General features: G+C 59.4%; 15 protein-coding genes. 7 read left to right on the forward strand and 8 right to left on the reverse strand.

Annotated features, from left to right (window positions below):
• Positions 1 to 233 precede the first annotated feature (233 nt).
• Positions 234 to 710 (forward strand): peroxiredoxin, encoded by a 477-nt coding sequence (locus IGW03_RS06000; RefSeq protein WP_194721713.1) that lies wholly within the window; start codon positions 234 to 236, stop codon positions 708 to 710.
• Between the two features lie 209 nt (positions 711 to 919).
• Positions 920 to 2,581 (forward strand): PhoH family protein, encoded by a 1,662-nt coding sequence (locus IGW03_RS06005; protein ID WP_194721587.1) that lies wholly within the window; start codon positions 920 to 922, stop codon positions 2,579 to 2,581.
• Positions 2,582 to 2,662: 81 nt separating this feature from the next.
• Here IGW03_RS06005 and IGW03_RS06010 read toward each other — a convergent pair whose 3' ends face one another.
• From IGW03_RS06010 to IGW03_RS06020, 3 genes are all read right to left on the reverse strand, one after another.
• Positions 2,663 to 3,670 carry an inorganic phosphate transporter gene (locus IGW03_RS06010; protein WP_194721588.1) on the reverse strand — a complete coding sequence of 336 codons (1,008 nt, stop codon included), beginning with the start codon at positions 3,668 to 3,670 and terminating at the stop codon, positions 2,663 to 2,665.
• Between the two features lie 129 nt (positions 3,671 to 3,799).
• A complete protein-coding gene (locus tag IGW03_RS06015; RefSeq protein ID WP_151638342.1) occupies positions 3,800 to 4,426 on the reverse strand; it encodes a DUF47 domain-containing protein in 627 nt (208 codons plus the stop codon).
• A gap of 77 nt (positions 4,427 to 4,503) precedes the next feature.
• The gene (locus tag IGW03_RS06020) at positions 4,504 to 5,889 is read right to left on the reverse strand and encodes a replicative DNA helicase (protein WP_194721589.1); all 1,386 of its coding nucleotides are present in this window, start codon (positions 5,887 to 5,889) and stop codon (positions 4,504 to 4,506) included.
• Between the two features lie 172 nt (positions 5,890 to 6,061).
• Between IGW03_RS06020 and IGW03_RS06025 the strand changes: the two genes are divergently transcribed.
• Genes IGW03_RS06025 through IGW03_RS06040 form a run of 4 tightly spaced genes read left to right on the forward strand, consistent with a single transcriptional unit; the run spans position 6,062 to position 10,857 of the window.
• The gene (locus IGW03_RS06025) at positions 6,062 to 6,502 is read left to right on the forward strand and encodes a MarR family winged helix-turn-helix transcriptional regulator (RefSeq protein WP_194721590.1); all 441 of its coding nucleotides are present in this window, start codon (positions 6,062 to 6,064) and stop codon (positions 6,500 to 6,502) included.
• Positions 6,503 to 6,547: 45 nt separating this feature from the next.
• On the forward strand, positions 6,548 to 8,032 hold the full coding sequence (locus IGW03_RS06030; protein ID WP_194721591.1) for an efflux transporter outer membrane subunit: 1,485 nt from the start codon (positions 6,548 to 6,550) through the stop codon (positions 8,030 to 8,032).
• Positions 8,033 to 8,086: 54 nt separating this feature from the next.
• Positions 8,087 to 9,283: an HlyD family secretion protein gene (locus tag IGW03_RS06035; protein WP_194721592.1), complete on the forward strand. Its 1,197-nt coding sequence runs from the start codon at positions 8,087 to 8,089 to the stop codon at positions 9,281 to 9,283.
• Between the two features lie 8 nt (positions 9,284 to 9,291).
• Positions 9,292 to 10,857 carry a DHA2 family efflux MFS transporter permease subunit gene (locus tag IGW03_RS06040; RefSeq protein ID WP_194721593.1) on the forward strand — a complete coding sequence of 522 codons (1,566 nt, stop codon included), beginning with the start codon at positions 9,292 to 9,294 and terminating at the stop codon, positions 10,855 to 10,857.
• Between the two features lie 449 nt (positions 10,858 to 11,306).
• Here the strand turns inward: IGW03_RS06040 and rplI are convergent, their stop codons facing one another.
• Genes rplI through rpsF form a run of 4 tightly spaced genes read right to left on the reverse strand, consistent with a single transcriptional unit; the run spans position 11,307 to position 12,783 of the window.
• The gene (rplI, locus tag IGW03_RS06045) at positions 11,307 to 11,762 is read right to left on the reverse strand and encodes a 50S ribosomal protein L9 (RefSeq protein WP_194721594.1); all 456 of its coding nucleotides are present in this window, start codon (positions 11,760 to 11,762) and stop codon (positions 11,307 to 11,309) included.
• A 26-nt stretch (positions 11,763 to 11,788) separates the two neighbouring features.
• Positions 11,789 to 12,073 (reverse strand): 30S ribosomal protein S18, encoded by a 285-nt coding sequence (gene rpsR / locus IGW03_RS06050; protein WP_089397949.1) that lies wholly within the window; start codon positions 12,071 to 12,073, stop codon positions 11,789 to 11,791.
• A gap of 20 nt (positions 12,074 to 12,093) precedes the next feature.
• Complete coding sequence (gene priB, locus IGW03_RS06055; protein WP_194721595.1) at positions 12,094 to 12,396, reverse strand: primosomal replication protein N; 303 nt, start codon at positions 12,394 to 12,396, stop codon at positions 12,094 to 12,096.
• 18 nt (positions 12,397 to 12,414) lie between these two features.
• Positions 12,415 to 12,783 (reverse strand): 30S ribosomal protein S6, encoded by a 369-nt coding sequence (rpsF, locus tag IGW03_RS06060; protein WP_194721596.1) that lies wholly within the window; start codon positions 12,781 to 12,783, stop codon positions 12,415 to 12,417.
• A gap of 258 nt (positions 12,784 to 13,041) precedes the next feature.
• Here rpsF and lexA point away from each other — a divergent pair, with 258 nt between their 5' ends.
• Positions 13,042 to 13,713 carry a transcriptional repressor LexA gene (gene lexA / locus IGW03_RS06065; RefSeq protein ID WP_194721597.1) on the forward strand — a complete coding sequence of 224 codons (672 nt, stop codon included), beginning with the start codon at positions 13,042 to 13,044 and terminating at the stop codon, positions 13,711 to 13,713.
• A 55-nt stretch (positions 13,714 to 13,768) separates the two neighbouring features.
• On the opposite strand, the gene IGW03_RS06070 is transcribed toward lexA, so the two are convergent.
• Positions 13,769 to 14,533, reverse strand: a complete 765-nt coding sequence (locus IGW03_RS06070; RefSeq protein ID WP_194721598.1) for an RNA methyltransferase — start codon at positions 14,531 to 14,533, stop codon at positions 13,769 to 13,771.
• Between the last annotated feature and the right edge of the window lie 18 nt (positions 14,534 to 14,551).

The following is a 14,551-nucleotide window of genomic DNA, read 5'->3' on the forward strand; positions in this document are numbered from 1 at the left end:
CATGTCGCTTGAACATTCCCAGGCAAGCGAATCAGGAAAACGAGGCGGAACAGTTGGCCTGCGCAAAAGACAAAGGAATTCGACTGCATATCAAGAGCGTCCCGGCAGCACTGCAAACCTTTTCAAAGCGAATGAAAGTTCGCTAACATCCGGGGTTGCGCTGCTGCTACCGGCGGCAACGCCGACGCTCAACCGTCGCCACCAGCGACCACATACCGGATCAGGAGACCAACGTGGCCGAAAGCCCATCTGCATTGAATTTGACCGTACCCGATTTTTCAGCCCCGATGACAAGCAACAAGACCTTCAGCTTGTCCGATTACAAGGGCAAGACCGTCGTGCTTTACTTCTATCCCAAGGACAATACGCCGGGCTGCACGACGGAAGGCCTGCAGTTCCGCGATCTCTACCCGCAGTTCCAGGCTGCCAATGCCGAGATCTTCGGCATCAGCAGGGACAGCATCCGTTCGCACGAAGGCTTCAAGGCCAAGCTCGACCTGCCCTTCGAACTCATCTCCGACCCGGACGAAAAGGTCTGCAATTTGTTCGATGTCATGAAGATGAAAAACATGTACGGTAAACAGGTACGCGGGGTTGAACGTACGACATTTATCATTGACGGCAGCGGGAAGTTGGTGAAAGAATGGCGTGGAGTAAAAGTGCCCGGGCACGTGGACGAAGTCCTCGAGTTTGTGAAGGCGCTTGCGTAGAGAACATATACAGAACACATTGAATCTAAAAGCTTTTTCTCTCAGAAGGCCGTTTGTGGAAGAGGCATCGAGCCTCCCCCTCAAACGGCCTTTTTGCTTTGCGGTTTCCGTCTTCTTCCCTTCTCAACCTCAACCCGCAGTAGAAGCCTGCAGCAGTTGTTTAACCTCCGACAACCCGTCAATTCAACATTTTCTAGACTGAGGTCCTGATGCCACTGCCCAAATTACCGACCAAACCAGGAACATTACTCTCTCCGCAAGACTATCCGAAGGCAGAGAAAGGCAAATCGGTAAAACCTGTGATGACGCTGGTTGAATCCCTTCCCCAAGCTACCGAAGAAATACCACCTCAGGCACGTGCCCGCACTACCGAGAAGGCACCGGCAGCCAAGACCCGTACCACCAAGCCCAAGGCAGTCGAAACGCTGATCAAGTCAGGCACCGGCCGCACGGCCGACAAGCAGAGCCTGACCAAGCTGTTCGTGCTGGATACCAACGTGCTGATGCACGATCCGACTTCGCTGTTCCGCTTCGAGGAGCACGATGTCTACCTGCCCATGATGACGCTGGAGGAACTCGACAACCACAAGAAGGGGATGTCCGAGGTCGCGCGCAATGCGCGCCAGGTATCGCGTTCATTGGATGCGCTGGTGGCCGGAGTGGCGGAACATGAAATAGAAACAGGCATCCCGCTCTCCAAGCTCGGCAACAAGGATGCCAAGGGCCGCCTGTTCTTCCAGACGACCTTGCAGAACATCGAGCTGCCCGAGGGTCTGCCGCAGGGCAAGGCGGACAACCAGATCCTGGGCGTGGTGCGCGCGCTCGAAGCGCAGTATCCCGGCCGCTCCGTCGTACTGGTGTCGAAGGACATCAACATGCGCATCAAGGCGCGTGCGATGGGCTTGCCGGCGGAAGAATACCTGAACGATCACGTTCTCGAGGATACCGACCTGCTCTATTCCGGCATCGTGCAGCTGCCGGACGATTTCTGGAACAAGCATGCCAAGGGCATGGAATCCTGGCAGGAAAACAAGCACGGCACCGGCTACACCTTCTATCGGGTCACCGGTCCGGTCGTGCCCTCGCTGCTGGTCAACCAGTTCGTCTTCCTGGAGCCGAACAACGGCGAAGCCTCCTTCTACGGGCAGGTCAGGCAGATCAACGGCAAGACCGCCGTCCTGCAGACGCTGCGCGATTACACCCACGGCAAGAACGGCGTCTGGGGCGTCACCGCACGCAACCGCGAGCAGAATTTCGCGCTGAACCTGCTGATGAATCCGGAGTGCGATTTCGTCACCCTGCTCGGCCAGGCGGGCACCGGCAAGACACTGCTCGCCCTGGCAGCGGGCCTGGCTCAGGTCCTGGAAACCAAGCTCTACAACGAGATCATCGTCACCCGCGTCACCGTGCCGGTCGGCGAGGATATCGGCTTCCTGCCGGGTACCGAAGAAGAGAAGATGTCGCCGTGGATGGGCGCCTTCGACGACAACCTGGAAGTGCTGAACAAGTCCGACAACGATGCCGGCGAATGGGGACGTGCCGCGACGCAGGACCTGATTCGCTCGCGCATCAAGATCAAGTCGCTCAATTTCATGCGCGGCCGGACCTTCGTCAACAAGTTCCTGATCATCGACGAAGCGCAGAACCTGACGCCCAAACAGATGAAGACGCTCGTCACGCGCGCCGGCCCAGGGACCAAGATCATCTGCCTCGGCAACATCGCGCAGATCGACACGCCCTATCTCACCGAGGGATCGAGCGGCCTGACCTACGTGGTGGACCGCTTCAAGGGATGGTCGCACAGCGGACATGTCACTCTGGCGCGCGGCGAACGCTCCCGCCTTGCCGATCATGCGAGCGACGTGCTGTAAGGCCGGATACGCCGGTTAGTTTTCGTCCAATAAAAAAGCCTGCATATCAATGCAGGCTTTTTTGTTTGCTTGACGGGTGCGTTACAGGATCTTGGTACCGATCCACCAAGCGATCGCAGCGACGAAGGCCGATGCGGGAATCGTGAAGATCCAGGCCCAGACGATATTGCCGGCGACGCCCCAGCGCACTGCGGACATCTTGCGCGACGAACCCACGCCGACGATGGCGCCGGTGATGGTATGGGTTGTCGACACCGGTACGCCGAGCGCGGTGGCGAGGAAGAGCGTAATGGCGCCGCCGGTCTCGGCGCAGAAACCGCCGACCGGCTTGAGCTTGGTGATCTTCTGGCCCATGGTCTTCACGATGCGCCATCCGCCGAACAGCGTACCCAAACCGATCGCGCCGTAGCAGCTGAGGACGACCCACATCGGCAATGTGTCATGCGTCGTCGAGTAGCCGGCGGCGATGAGCAGCATCCAGATGATGCCCATGGTTTTCTGCGCGTCATTGCCGCCGTGGCCGAGGCTGTACATCGAGGCCGAGATCAGCTGCATGCGGCGGAACCATTTGTCCACGCGCTGCGGGGTCGACCGCACGAAGAGCCAGGACACCAGCACCATCATGATGGAGCCGAAAACAAAACCAAGCAGCGGCGACAGCACGATGAAGGCAATGGTCTTGATAAGGCCCGACGAAATGAGGGAACCGGTGCCCGCCTTGGCCACTGCCGCTCCGACCAGACCGCCGATCAGCGCATGGGACGACGACGACGGGATACCGTAGTACCAGGTCAGCACATTCCAGAAAATGGCACCGACCAGCGCGCCGAAGACCACATAGTGATCAACCACCGACGGCTCGATCGTGCCCTTCCCGACTGTAGTGGCCACCTTGAGCTGAAAGAAAAAGATGGCGACCACATTGAAAAGGGCGGCCATTGCAACCGCATGCTGGGGTTTCAGCACGCCGGTCGACACCACGGTCGCAATCGCATTGGCGGCGTCATGGAAGCCGTTCATGAAATCGAACAGCAATGCCAGCGCAATCAGGAACGCAAGTGTGTAGATACTGATTTGAAGGGTATTCATGGAGTTCTTTTATTATTCGGTAACAGACGCTGCGCATCCCTTACGGGTGCACAGCGACGATGCCTTTCCTTGCATGTTCGCTGCACTTGCGCGGCGTCGCAGGCGCCGTCGCACGCGGCGGCACGCCGCTCAGGCGTTCTCGACGATGATGCCTTCGATAATGTTGGCCACGTCTTCGCAGCGGTCGGTCACCGTTTCCAGAATCTCGTAGATCGCCTTGAGCTTGATGAGATTGCGCACGTCGGGTTCGTCGCGGAACAGCTTGGACATGGCCGCGCGCATTACGTGATCGGCATCGGATTCGAGACGGTCGATCTCTTCGCAGATACCGAGAATCTGCGTGGAATTGTCCATGTTGTGCAGCAGGCCGACGGCAGCCTTGACCTTTTCCGTACAGGCCAGGCAGAGCTCGGCGAGCCGCTTGGCTTCCGGCGTGATTGCCTTGATGTCGTACAGCGAAATGGTCTGGCCCGCATCCTCGAGCAGGTCGAGAATATCGTCCATGCGGGTAATCAGCTTGTGGATGTCGTCGCGGTCGAGCGGCGTGATGAAGGTCTTGTGCAGCAGATCCAATGTCTGGTGAGTCACCTTATCGGCCTGTTTTTCAACGCTCTCGATGGCGTGCACGCGGTTTTCCAGGTCATCGAAGTTGGTCATCAGCGCAACCATTTCCTTCGCGCCCTTGACGCACAGTTCGCCGTGCTGGATGAAGAGATCAAAAAATTTGCCCTCATTGGGCATCAGTCGTCCAAACATGTTTGCACTCTCAAAAATCGTTCGTTGAATTGGTGTTGACGGTCCTCCTGCGAGGCCCGCCGCGAATCGTTAATAGCTTATTCGTTGTCGAACACCGCGTTGCCGCCGGTGTAATTGTCGAACTTGGTGTACTCCCCGAGGAATGTCAGGCGCACGGTGCCGATGGGACCGTTACGCTGCTTGCCAACGATAATTTCCGCAGTACCCTTGTCCGGCGAGTCAGGGTTGTAGACCTGGTCACGGTAGATAAACAGAATGACGTCGGCATCCTGTTCGATGGCGCCGGATTCCCGCAGGTCGGACATCACGGGGCGCTTGTTCGGACGCTGCTCGAGCGAGCGGTTCAGCTGGGACAGCGCGATGACCGGACAGTTGAGTTCCTTGGCCAATCCCTTTAGGTTTCGGGAAATCTCGGAAATCTCGGTGGCGCGGTTTTCTCCCGGCGAACTGGCCGACATGAGCTGAATATAGTCGATGATGATCAGTCCGAGCCTGCCGCACTGGCGGGCCAGCCGGCGCGAGCGGGCGCGCAATTCGATGGAGCTCAGCGCAGGCGTTTCGTCGATGTAGATCTGCACCTCGTTCATTTTCTGGATCGCATGCGTCAGGCGCGGCCAGTCTTCGTCGTTCAGGCGGCCGGTGCGCAGGCGATGCTGATCGAGGCGCCCCACCGAGCCGAGCATACGCATCGCCAGCTGGGCGCCGCCCATTTCCATGGAAAACACGGCCACCGGCAAACCGCTGTCGATGGCGACGTTCTCGCCGATGTTGATGGAAAACGCGGTCTTACCCATGGACGGACGACCGGCGACGATGATCAGGTCGCCCGGCTGCAGGCCGGAGGTCATGCGGTCGAGATCGACGAATCCGGTGGGCACGCCGGTGATGTCGTTCTGGTTGTCGCGGTTATACAGCTCATCGATACGCTCGACGACCTGGGTAAGCAGGGGCTGGATTTCCAGGAAGCCCTGGGCGCCTCGCGCGCCCTCTTCGGCGATGGCGAAGATCTTGGATTCGGCTTCGTCGAGCAGCTGCTTGACTTCCTTGCCCTGCGGATTGAAGGCCTGGCCGGAGATTTCGTCCGATACCGTGATCAGCTTGCGCAGCACGCCGCGGTCGCGAACGATTTCGGCATAGCGGCGGATATTGGCCGCCGACGGCGTGTTCTGCGCCAGCGCATTCAGATAGGTCAGGCCGCCGACTTCCTCGGCCTTGCCGCTGTTGCTCAGCGCTTCATAGACGGTGATGACGTCCGCCGGCCGGGTCGCATTGATCAGCTTGACGATGTGCTGAAAGATGACGCGATGGTCATAGCGATAGAAATCGTCTTCGCTGACAAAGTCCGCAATACGGTCCCAGGCAGCATTGTCGAGCAATAAACCGCCCAGGACGGACTGTTCTGCTTCGATGGAATGAGGAGGAATGCGGAGTGCATCCAGCTGGGGGTCAGTGCGGGTATTCATGGCGCGCATTATACCTTCTCGTCCATTGGGGCAATGTCGATGCCTCGGGAATTTCGACGTGTCGACGCGCATTCTGTTGCAAAACGACAATCCTCTGCTCAAACAAATTCTGCCTTGACAATCACTGCCTAGGCAACTATATTCAAATCGATCTCAGCGAAGGCAAACTACCGTGACCATTTACACCTTAGACAATTACTCTCCCCAGGAAAGCATCGGCTACCTGCTCAAGCGGGCGGGTGGTCAACTGACCCTGACGCTGGACCGTGAACTGGCCAAGTTCGACATGACGCATGCCCAACTGGCAATCTTTCTGAAACTGCATCACGGCCAGGCCAATACCGCCGCCGACCTCGCGCGCGAACTGATGACCGATGCCGGCGCAATGACCCGCATGCTCGACCGCCTCGAGGAAAAGGAATTCATCCGGCGCACGCGCAGCAATACCGACCGCCGCATCGTCGAAGTGGCCCTCAGCGACAAGGGGAAGCAGATCGCCGACCAGATGATCCAGGTCGTAGTGGACGCGCTCAATCACCACCTGCGCGGCTTCACCCCGTCCGAAGTCGACCAGTTCAAGGATTTCCTGCGACGCATGATTTCGAACACCTGATCGGCGCGCATCTCTCTCCTCCATAAAAATCTCCATAACGACTTTATGAACGCTTCGAAACCCGCCCTTCCATTCAGGCGGCTCTTCCAGATTCCGGCGGCCAGCCTGCTGCTGCTCTTCCTTGCCGGCTGCGTCGGCTTCCAGCCGATCGCTCCCGCCCATGAACCTTCAGCGCGGGTTTCCCTGGCGGTGCCAGCCGAGCTGCAGCAAAAGGAAGGCGCATGGCCGCTGGAGCGCTGGTGGACCGTTTATCACGATGCCCAGCTTGACGCAATGATGGAAAGAGCACTGTCGGCCAATCCCAACATGGCCGCCGCCGAGGCAAGAATCGCGCGTGCGCGCGCCGCTTCCGACCTGAGCAATGCAGGCACCGGGCCGCAGGTCAGTGCCGGCACCGACCTCAGCTATGGCCGCCAGTCCGAGAATTACCTCGTGCCCCGTCCTCCGCTCGGCAAGGGCGGAGAGTACGTGAGCCAGGGGCAGGCCAGCCTCAACTTCAGTCTCGACCTGGATCTGTGGGGACGCAATGCGGCGCTGATCCGCGCCGCCGATGCTCAGCTCAAGAGCGCTGTCTTCGAGCGCGACGCGGCGCGGCTGACGCTGGCCTCCTCGCTGGTGCGCACCTATGCCCAATTGTCGGCCCAGTACGACATGCAGGACATCCTGCAAGCTACATTGCAGCAGCGCCGCACGATCCGGACGCTGATCGACCAGCGGGTAGCCAGCGGTCTAGACACGCGGGTGGAAGTCCAGCAGGCGCAGACCAATGAAGCCTCATTGCGGGTCGAGCTGGAGCAGACCGCCACCGCCATCAAGGTTTTGAAGCTGCAGTTGGCGGCGCTTGCGGGCGACATGCCGACCGCAGCTCAGTCCATCGCCCGGCCGGCGATGTCTCCCGGCGAATTTGCCGTTCCCGGCACCCTGCCCCTCGATCTGCTCGGCCGCCGCCCCGAACTTGCTGCCCAGCGCGCCCGCATTGCGTCCGCCTACGCGGAGGCCGATGCGGCCAAGGCGCAGTTTTATCCGAACGTCAATCTGAATGCCTTGGTCGGCTTACAGGCGATCGGCATAGGCAATCTTCTGAACGCCGGGAGCTTTACCAACAGCGTCGGTCCGGCGATCCGCCTGCCCATCTTCGATGCCGGCCGCCTGCGGGCGAACTACGCCGGCAAGGCCAGCGACATCGATGCCGCGATCGCACAGTACAACCAGTCGGTGCTGAGCGCCGCGCAGGATGTCGCCGAACAGCTGGTCCGCATCAGCGACCTGGGCCGCGAAGAGGCGGCTGCCCGCGAAGCGCTCAACGCCGCCGAGGAGGCGCACCGGCTCGCCACGCTTCGCTATCGCGGCGGGTTGGCTCCCTACCTGACGGTTCTTACCGTGGAAAACCAGCTGCTTTCCCAGCGCCGCGTCATCGCGAGCCTGAACGCAAGGCGTGAAGACCTGCACGTTTCCCTTGCCCGCGCCCTCGGCGGCGGCTTTCAGGAAGACCGCGGCGTTCCGGCCACCGCGTCGAATGCACGGCACTGAACATTCCGATATCGAATCATGACGACACAGACAAACAACACTGCAGGACCAGCGATGAGCACCTCTACTCAAACAAGCAATGCTTCGCAGATTCAGCCGAATCCCCAAGCCGCAGGCAGCGGCTCGCCCAAGCGCAAGAAGATTCTCATGTCCATCGGCGCCGTGTTTTCCGTCGCCGCCATCGGCTGGGGCGCGTACTGGGCAGTGTTCTCCCGCTTCAGCGAAGAAACGGACAATGCCTATGTCCAGGGCAATGTGGTGCAGGTCACCCCTCAGCTCGCCGGCACGGTGACCAAGATATTTGCCGACGACACCAACCTTGTAAAGGCGGGACAGCCGCTGGTCGCCCTCGATACCGCCGATGCCGACGTCGCAGTGGCGCAAGCCGAAGCCCAGCTAGCGCAGACGGTGCGCGAAGTGCGTACGCTGTATGCCTCCCAGGCGCAATCCGGCGCGAACGTCTCGGTGCGGCAGGCGGAACTTGCGCGCGCCAGGGATGACCTCGCACGGCGCAAGGCACTTGCCGGTACCGGCGCAATTTCGGGCGAAGAAATCCGCCATGCCGAAAGCGCCGTGACCGCAGCCCAAGCGGCCCTTGAGGCAGCCAGGGAACAGCTGGCTTCCGGCAAGGCGCTTACCGAAGGCACGAGCATCGAGAAGCATCCGAATGTCCAGCGCGCGGCGGCGCGTCTGCAGGAGGTCCTGCTGGCGCAATCCCGCTCCACGCTGTATGCCCCGGTATCGGGCGAAGTTGCGAAGCGTAACGTGCAGGTCGGCCAGCGCATCGATCCGGGTGCTCCGCTGATGGCGATCGTCCCGCTCGACCAGCTGTGGGTGGATGCCAACTTCAAGGAGTCGCAGCTGCGCGAAATGCGGATCGGGCAGCCGGTCACGCTGACCTCGGACGTCTACGGCAGCAACGTGAAATATGAAGGCAAGATCGTGGGGCTGGCTGCAGGCACCGGATCGGCATTTGCATTGCTGCCGGCGCAGAATGCGACAGGCAACTGGATCAAGGTGGTGCAGCGCGTGCCGGTTCGCATCTCGCTCGATCCGAAGCAGCTGGCCGAACATCCGCTGCGCATCGGCCTGTCGATGCGCGCCGAGGTCGACCTCCACAATCAGGACGGCAAGCCGCTCGGAGAAGCGACCGCTCCCGCAGTCGCGCTGACAGCCTACGGCGCCGCCGATTTCGTCGATGCCAGGACCAGGCAGCGCATCGACACGATCGTTGCCGCCAACCTGAAGTAGGAAGATTCATGCAAGAGCAAAACACCGCAGCAGGGCCGGCCGCAGCCGCAGCGCCTCCGGCGCTGAAAGGTCCGGCCCTCGCCCTGCTGACGTTTGCCGCCGCGCTGTCGACTTTCATGGAGATCCTCGACATCACGATTGCAAACGTCTCGATTCCCACGATTGCCGGCGCCCTGGGCGTATCGACCAGCCAGGGTACCTGGATCATCAGCGCCTATTCGGTCGCGGCCGCAATCGCCGTCCCCCTGACAGGCTGGCTCGCCAAGCGGGTCGGCGAGATCAAGCTGTTCGTGATCTCGGTCCTTGCCTTTACCCTGATGTCGGCGATTGCCGCCTTCTCGGTCAACCTGCCGATGCTGGTGGTCTGCCGGCTGCTGCAGGGGCTGGTATCCGGTCCGATGGTGCCGCTGTCGCAAACGCTCCTGGTGCGCAATTTCCCGCCGGAGAAGCGCGGAGCGGCAATGGGTCTCTGGGCAATGACGGTCATTCTCGCGCCGATCGCAGGCCCCCTGCTCGGCGGCTACATCAGCGACAACTATCACTGGTCCTGGATTTTCCTGATCAACATTCCCATCGGCCTGTTCGGCGGCATCACCGTCTGGACCCTGATGCGCAACCGCGAGTCGGCCACCGTCAAGGCGCCGCTGGACATCACCGGACTGGCGCTGATGGTCGTCGGCATCGGCAGCCTGCAGCTGATGCTTGAGATCGGCAAGGATTACGACTGGTTTGCCTCTCCGTTCATCACGGCCCTTGGCGTGATCGCCGTCGTGGCACTGACCTTCTTCATCGCGTGGGTTCTGACCTCAAACCATCCGATTGTCGACCTGAGCCTGTTCCGGGACCGGAACTACCGCTTCGGCGTGGTCCTGCTGTCGGTCGGCTTCATGACTTACTTCGGTTCCGTGGTGGTATTCCCGCTGTGGCTGCAGATGGTCATGGGCTACACCGCCGCCCAGTCAGGCGCGGCGATGGCGCCGATCGGCATTTTCACGCTGATCCTGTCGCCGATCATCGGACGCAACATCACCAGGCTCAACCTGCGGGTGCTGGCGACCTTTGCCTTCATTGTCATGGGTGCCGTGTCTCTGTGGAATACGCACATGTCGCTCGATGTCGGTTTCTGGGACATCGTCAATCCAAGACTGGTGCAGGGCATCGGCATGGCATGCTTCTTCCTGCCGGTACAGTCCCTGATGCTGTCCAACATCACGCCGGATCTCATGGCGGCCGCATCCGGCCTGTCCAACTTCCTGCGTACGCTTGGTGCGGCAATGGGCACTGCGATCAGCGTCACCATGTGGGAGCATCTGTCAACCAATCACCATGCGCGCCTGACGGAGAACGTCTCCGCCTACTCGCCCTTGAGCAACGACTATCTGCGCAGCCTGCAGGCCGGCGGCATGTCGCTCGAACAGGCGTATGCGGTGGTCGAGCGCACGATCAACGCGCAAAGCTACATGCTCGCCACAAACGAGTTCTTCCTTTACTGCGCGGTTGCCTTCTTTGCGCTCACCGGCATCGTGTGGCTGACCAAGCCAAAGAAAATGGCTTCGGCGCCGATGGCCCATTGATGACGCATCGGCTCGGGCACGCTTTGCCGGGGCGTGTCCGAGCCGAATCATGGCTTGCTGTTCAGAGTGCTTTCGGATTGATTCGGCCAGGCGAGGTCGAGGCGATTTGTCTGCGGGCGAAGGCGTGGTGACGCGACACGGCGAGCTCGGCGCCCTCCACACAACGCAGTGCCGCTGGCAAAGCGCCCGGGATCGACAATACAGGCAACTTGAGAGCGCCCTGGTATTTCAGAGGTACCGATGCGAAGAGCATTCAACTCTTGATAATTTGGCCGCAACGCTGCCTGCGCGGTGTCTGCCGTGTCGGCTGATGTATATGAATCCCCGTCCACGCAAGGCAATGCGGGAACACAATATGACCGCAGGACGTCGAGGACGTCTAAAAATAAAGGGCAATAAAAAAGCCAGCTTGCGCTGGCTTTTTCGTTCATCAACAATTTGATGACAGCTTAGACTTGCTGCTCGCCGACCACTGCAACAGTGACTTCAACGACAACGTCCGTGTGCAGTGCGACCGAGATCGGGTGCTCGCCCACGACCTTCAGCGGGCCCTGCGGCATGCGGATCTGTGCCTTCTCGACCGGGAAGCCCTGCTTGGTGACAGCAGCTGCGATATCGGCGTTTGTCACGGAACCGAACAGACGGCCGTCAACGCCGGCTTTCTGGGAGATCTGAACGGTAGTGCCGTTCAGTTTTTCGCCTTGTGCCTGAGCAGCGGCCAGGCGCTCGGCGGCTGCTTTCTCGAGGTCTGCACGCTTTGTTTCGAACTCGGCGATTGCAGTCGATGTGGCACGGCGTGCCTTGCGCTGGGGGATCAGGAAGTTACGTGCGTAACCGTCCTTGACCTTTACCACTTCACCGAGGTCGCCAAGATTAACGACTTTTTCCAACAGAATAACTTGCATTTCTTTCTCCTATTCTCAGTCGTCAATTAAGCGTTGTGCAGGTCGGTGTACGGCAGCAGGGCCAGATAACGTGCGCGCTTGATTGCGGTGTCGACCTGGCGCTGGTAGTGCGCCTTTGTGCCGGTCAGACGTGCCGGCATGATCTTGCCGTTTTCCTGAACGAAGTCCTTCAGGGTGTCGATGTCCTTGTAGTCCACCTGTTCAACGCCGGCGGCGGTGAAGCGGCAGAATTTCTTGCGCTTGAACAGCGGATTCTGCTGCTGGCGCTTTTGCTTGAGTTTGCTCTTGTCGAATTTTTTACCGAATGCCATGGTTGGCTCCTGTACTGTATCTAGTGATCTGGTGAATAAGCCCCGAAATCCGTCACATGGAAAACAAGGCTCTTGCTGTTGCGGTTCTTGCGAGCGAGGAAACCGGTGAACGCGAACATGACGCCCAATTCAGCCTGATTGAACCGGCCGGAAATCTCTCCGGCCGCGACGGCGATCATCTCGAATTCAATCTGGCGCGGGATGCCGGCCTCAATCTGCTCCGAAACATGCCTCAGCGTGGCTGAGACGATCGGTATGCCTGCCGGGGTATAACGCATGACATCGCGTTCGGCAATCGAGGCAATCAGATGAAACTGGTTCACACTCCTCTGCTGATGCAATTACGCAGCAGATGCCTCGGAACGCTGGGTCTTGGCAGCATCTTCCTTCTGCACGGCCTTCATCATCGGCGACGGGGAAGTCTCGGCCTTCTTCATCTTGACGGTCAGATGACGCAGGACTGCATCATTGAACTTGAAGCCGGTTTCGATCTCGGCCAAAGTTTCGCCGTCGCACTCGATGTTCATGCAAACATAGTGCGCCTTGGCCAGCTTCTCGATCATGTAAGCCATCTGACGGCGGCCCCAGTCTTCAACGCGATGCACCTTGCCGTTGCGGGCAGTCACGATACCTTTGTAGCGCTCGATCATTGCGGGCACTTGCTCGCTCTGATCCGGATGGACGATAAAAACGATTTCATAATGACGCATGTAATCTCCTTTTGGACGGATTAAAACAATCGCCCACCCCGGCGTCAAGACGGGTGTGGGAAGAGGTAAAGTCCGCTATGATAACTCGACGCCTGCGAAAGCTCAATACTTTCAGACACTTATTCATGCCTATCTGATTTATCCGCGGTAATGCGCAAAAGCCGCTTGCAAACGGACAAAAGCTGTATAAAAATACAGCCTGTCTATATCAACAGCGCCCTTCTCTCGCGAGATGCGTCCATTCCCTGGACCATAACCATGCTTAAACTCACAGCACGTCAGGAGCAGATCCTGAACCTCATCAGGGAAGCAATCGAAAATACCGGCTTCCCTCCCACCCGCGCAGAAATCGCCAGCGAACTCGGCTTCAGGTCTGCCAATGCCGCGGAGGAACATCTGCAGGCACTAGCACGCAAAGGCGCCATCGAAATTTCGCCGGGCACGTCCCGCGGCATTCGCCTGCTAGACATGAGCGGCAATGGTAATAACGGCAGCGTCCGCTTCGGCGGGCATCAGATGTCCCTGCCCCACCCTTCCATCATGCAGCTGAGCCTGCCCCTCATCGGCCGGGTTGCAGCCGGTTCGCCGATTCTTGCGAACGAGCATGTGGAAGCGAACTATCGCGTCGATCCTTCGCTGTTCTCTGCAAAACCCGATTACCTGCTCAAGGTCAGGGGTCTGTCCATGCGTGACATCGGCATCCTCGACGGCGACTTGCTTGCAGTAAAGAAATCCGACACGGCGAAGAACGGACAGATCGTCGTTGCGCGCCTTGGCGACGAAGTGACGGTCAAGCGTTACAAGAAAACCGGTTCACTCATCGAATTGCTGCCGGAAAATCCGGATTTCGAACCGATACGCGTCGACTCGGGCGATGAAAGCTTTGCCCTTGAAGGCTTGGCCGTTGGTCTTCTGCGTTCCTGGCACTGATACGCCCGGCGTCAGTCAATGCCTAGCGCTGAACACGTTGCCAAACGCGACATGTTCAGCGCTTTGTCTTTCTCTGGGCCAGAATCTGACGGGCAATTCCCCGCAGGATATTGACCTCCTCGGTTTCCAGTTGGGTACGTGAAAACAGGCGGCGCAATCTCGGCATGAGTTTCTTCGGGTTATCGGGATCGAGAAAGTCGATTGCTACCAAGGCCTCTTCGAGATGGGTGTACATACCATCTATCTGGGCTACGCTCGCCGCTTCCCCTTGAAATCCGATCACGGAAGCACCAACTCCATCACCAGTCTGGGCCAGTCGAGCCTCATAGGCAAGGAGCTGGACCGCTTGTGCGAGATTCAACGAAGAATATTCCGGATTCGCCGGGATATTGATCAGCACATTGCATCGTTCGATGATTTCGTTAGGCAGGCCATAGCGCTCGCTGCCGAAAACCAGGGCAGCGTTGAGCTGCGGATCGGCGGCCAGGCTTGCAGCAAGCGACCTCGGCGTCGCTACCGGCGGAGAAAATTCCCGCAGGCGGGCGCTCAGCGCAGCCGCAAAGTTGCAGCCGGCGATGGCTTCCTCGAAGGTGCCGACGACTCGCGCCCGTTCCAGCACATCTTGCGCGCCACTGGCGAATGCCAATGCTTCTTCCTGAGTGGTGGCATCGGGAAATCGCGGATTCAGGAGCACCAACTCCGAAAAACCCATGGTTTTCATTGCACGTGCGACGGCGCCGATGTTGCCAGGGTGGCTGGTTTCGACAAGCACGAAGCGAAGCCGAGAGAAAACAGAGGTATTGGTTTGTGGCTGGTTCATTTAAAATAGCGGGATTGC

Origin of the sequence: Noviherbaspirillum malthae (genome assembly GCF_015352985.1) — a bacterium.
Classification (GTDB): domain Bacteria; phylum Pseudomonadota; class Gammaproteobacteria; order Burkholderiales; family Burkholderiaceae_D; genus Noviherbaspirillum; species Noviherbaspirillum malthae.

Coding starts and splice junctions, on each gene's coding strand:
- IGW03_RS06005 (WP_194721587.1), top strand. CDS start 920: ATGCCACTGCCCAAATTACCGACCAAACCAGGAACATTACTCTCTCCG.
- IGW03_RS06010 (WP_194721588.1), bottom strand. CDS start 3,670: ATGAATACCCTTCAAATCAGTATCTACACACTTGCGTTCCTGATTGCG.
- IGW03_RS06015 (WP_151638342.1), bottom strand. CDS start 4,426: ATGTTTGGACGACTGATGCCCAATGAGGGCAAATTTTTTGATCTCTTC.
- IGW03_RS06020 (WP_194721589.1), bottom strand. CDS start 5,889: ATGAATACCCGCACTGACCCCCAGCTGGATGCACTCCGCATTCCTCCT.
- IGW03_RS06030 (WP_194721591.1), top strand. CDS start 6,548: ATGAACGCTTCGAAACCCGCCCTTCCATTCAGGCGGCTCTTCCAGATT.
- IGW03_RS06035 (WP_194721592.1), top strand. CDS start 8,087: ATGAGCACCTCTACTCAAACAAGCAATGCTTCGCAGATTCAGCCGAAT.
- IGW03_RS06040 (WP_194721593.1), top strand. CDS start 9,292: ATGCAAGAGCAAAACACCGCAGCAGGGCCGGCCGCAGCCGCAGCGCCT.
- rplI (WP_194721594.1), bottom strand. CDS start 11,762: ATGCAAGTTATTCTGTTGGAAAAAGTCGTTAATCTTGGCGACCTCGGT.
- rpsR (WP_089397949.1), bottom strand. CDS start 12,073: ATGGCATTCGGTAAAAAATTCGACAAGAGCAAACTCAAGCAAAAGCGC.
- rpsF (WP_194721596.1), bottom strand. CDS start 12,783: ATGCGTCATTATGAAATCGTTTTTATCGTCCATCCGGATCAGAGCGAG.
- lexA (WP_194721597.1), top strand. CDS start 13,042: ATGCTTAAACTCACAGCACGTCAGGAGCAGATCCTGAACCTCATCAGG.
- IGW03_RS06070 (WP_194721598.1), bottom strand. CDS start 14,533: ATGAACCAGCCACAAACCAATACCTCTGTTTTCTCTCGGCTTCGCTTC.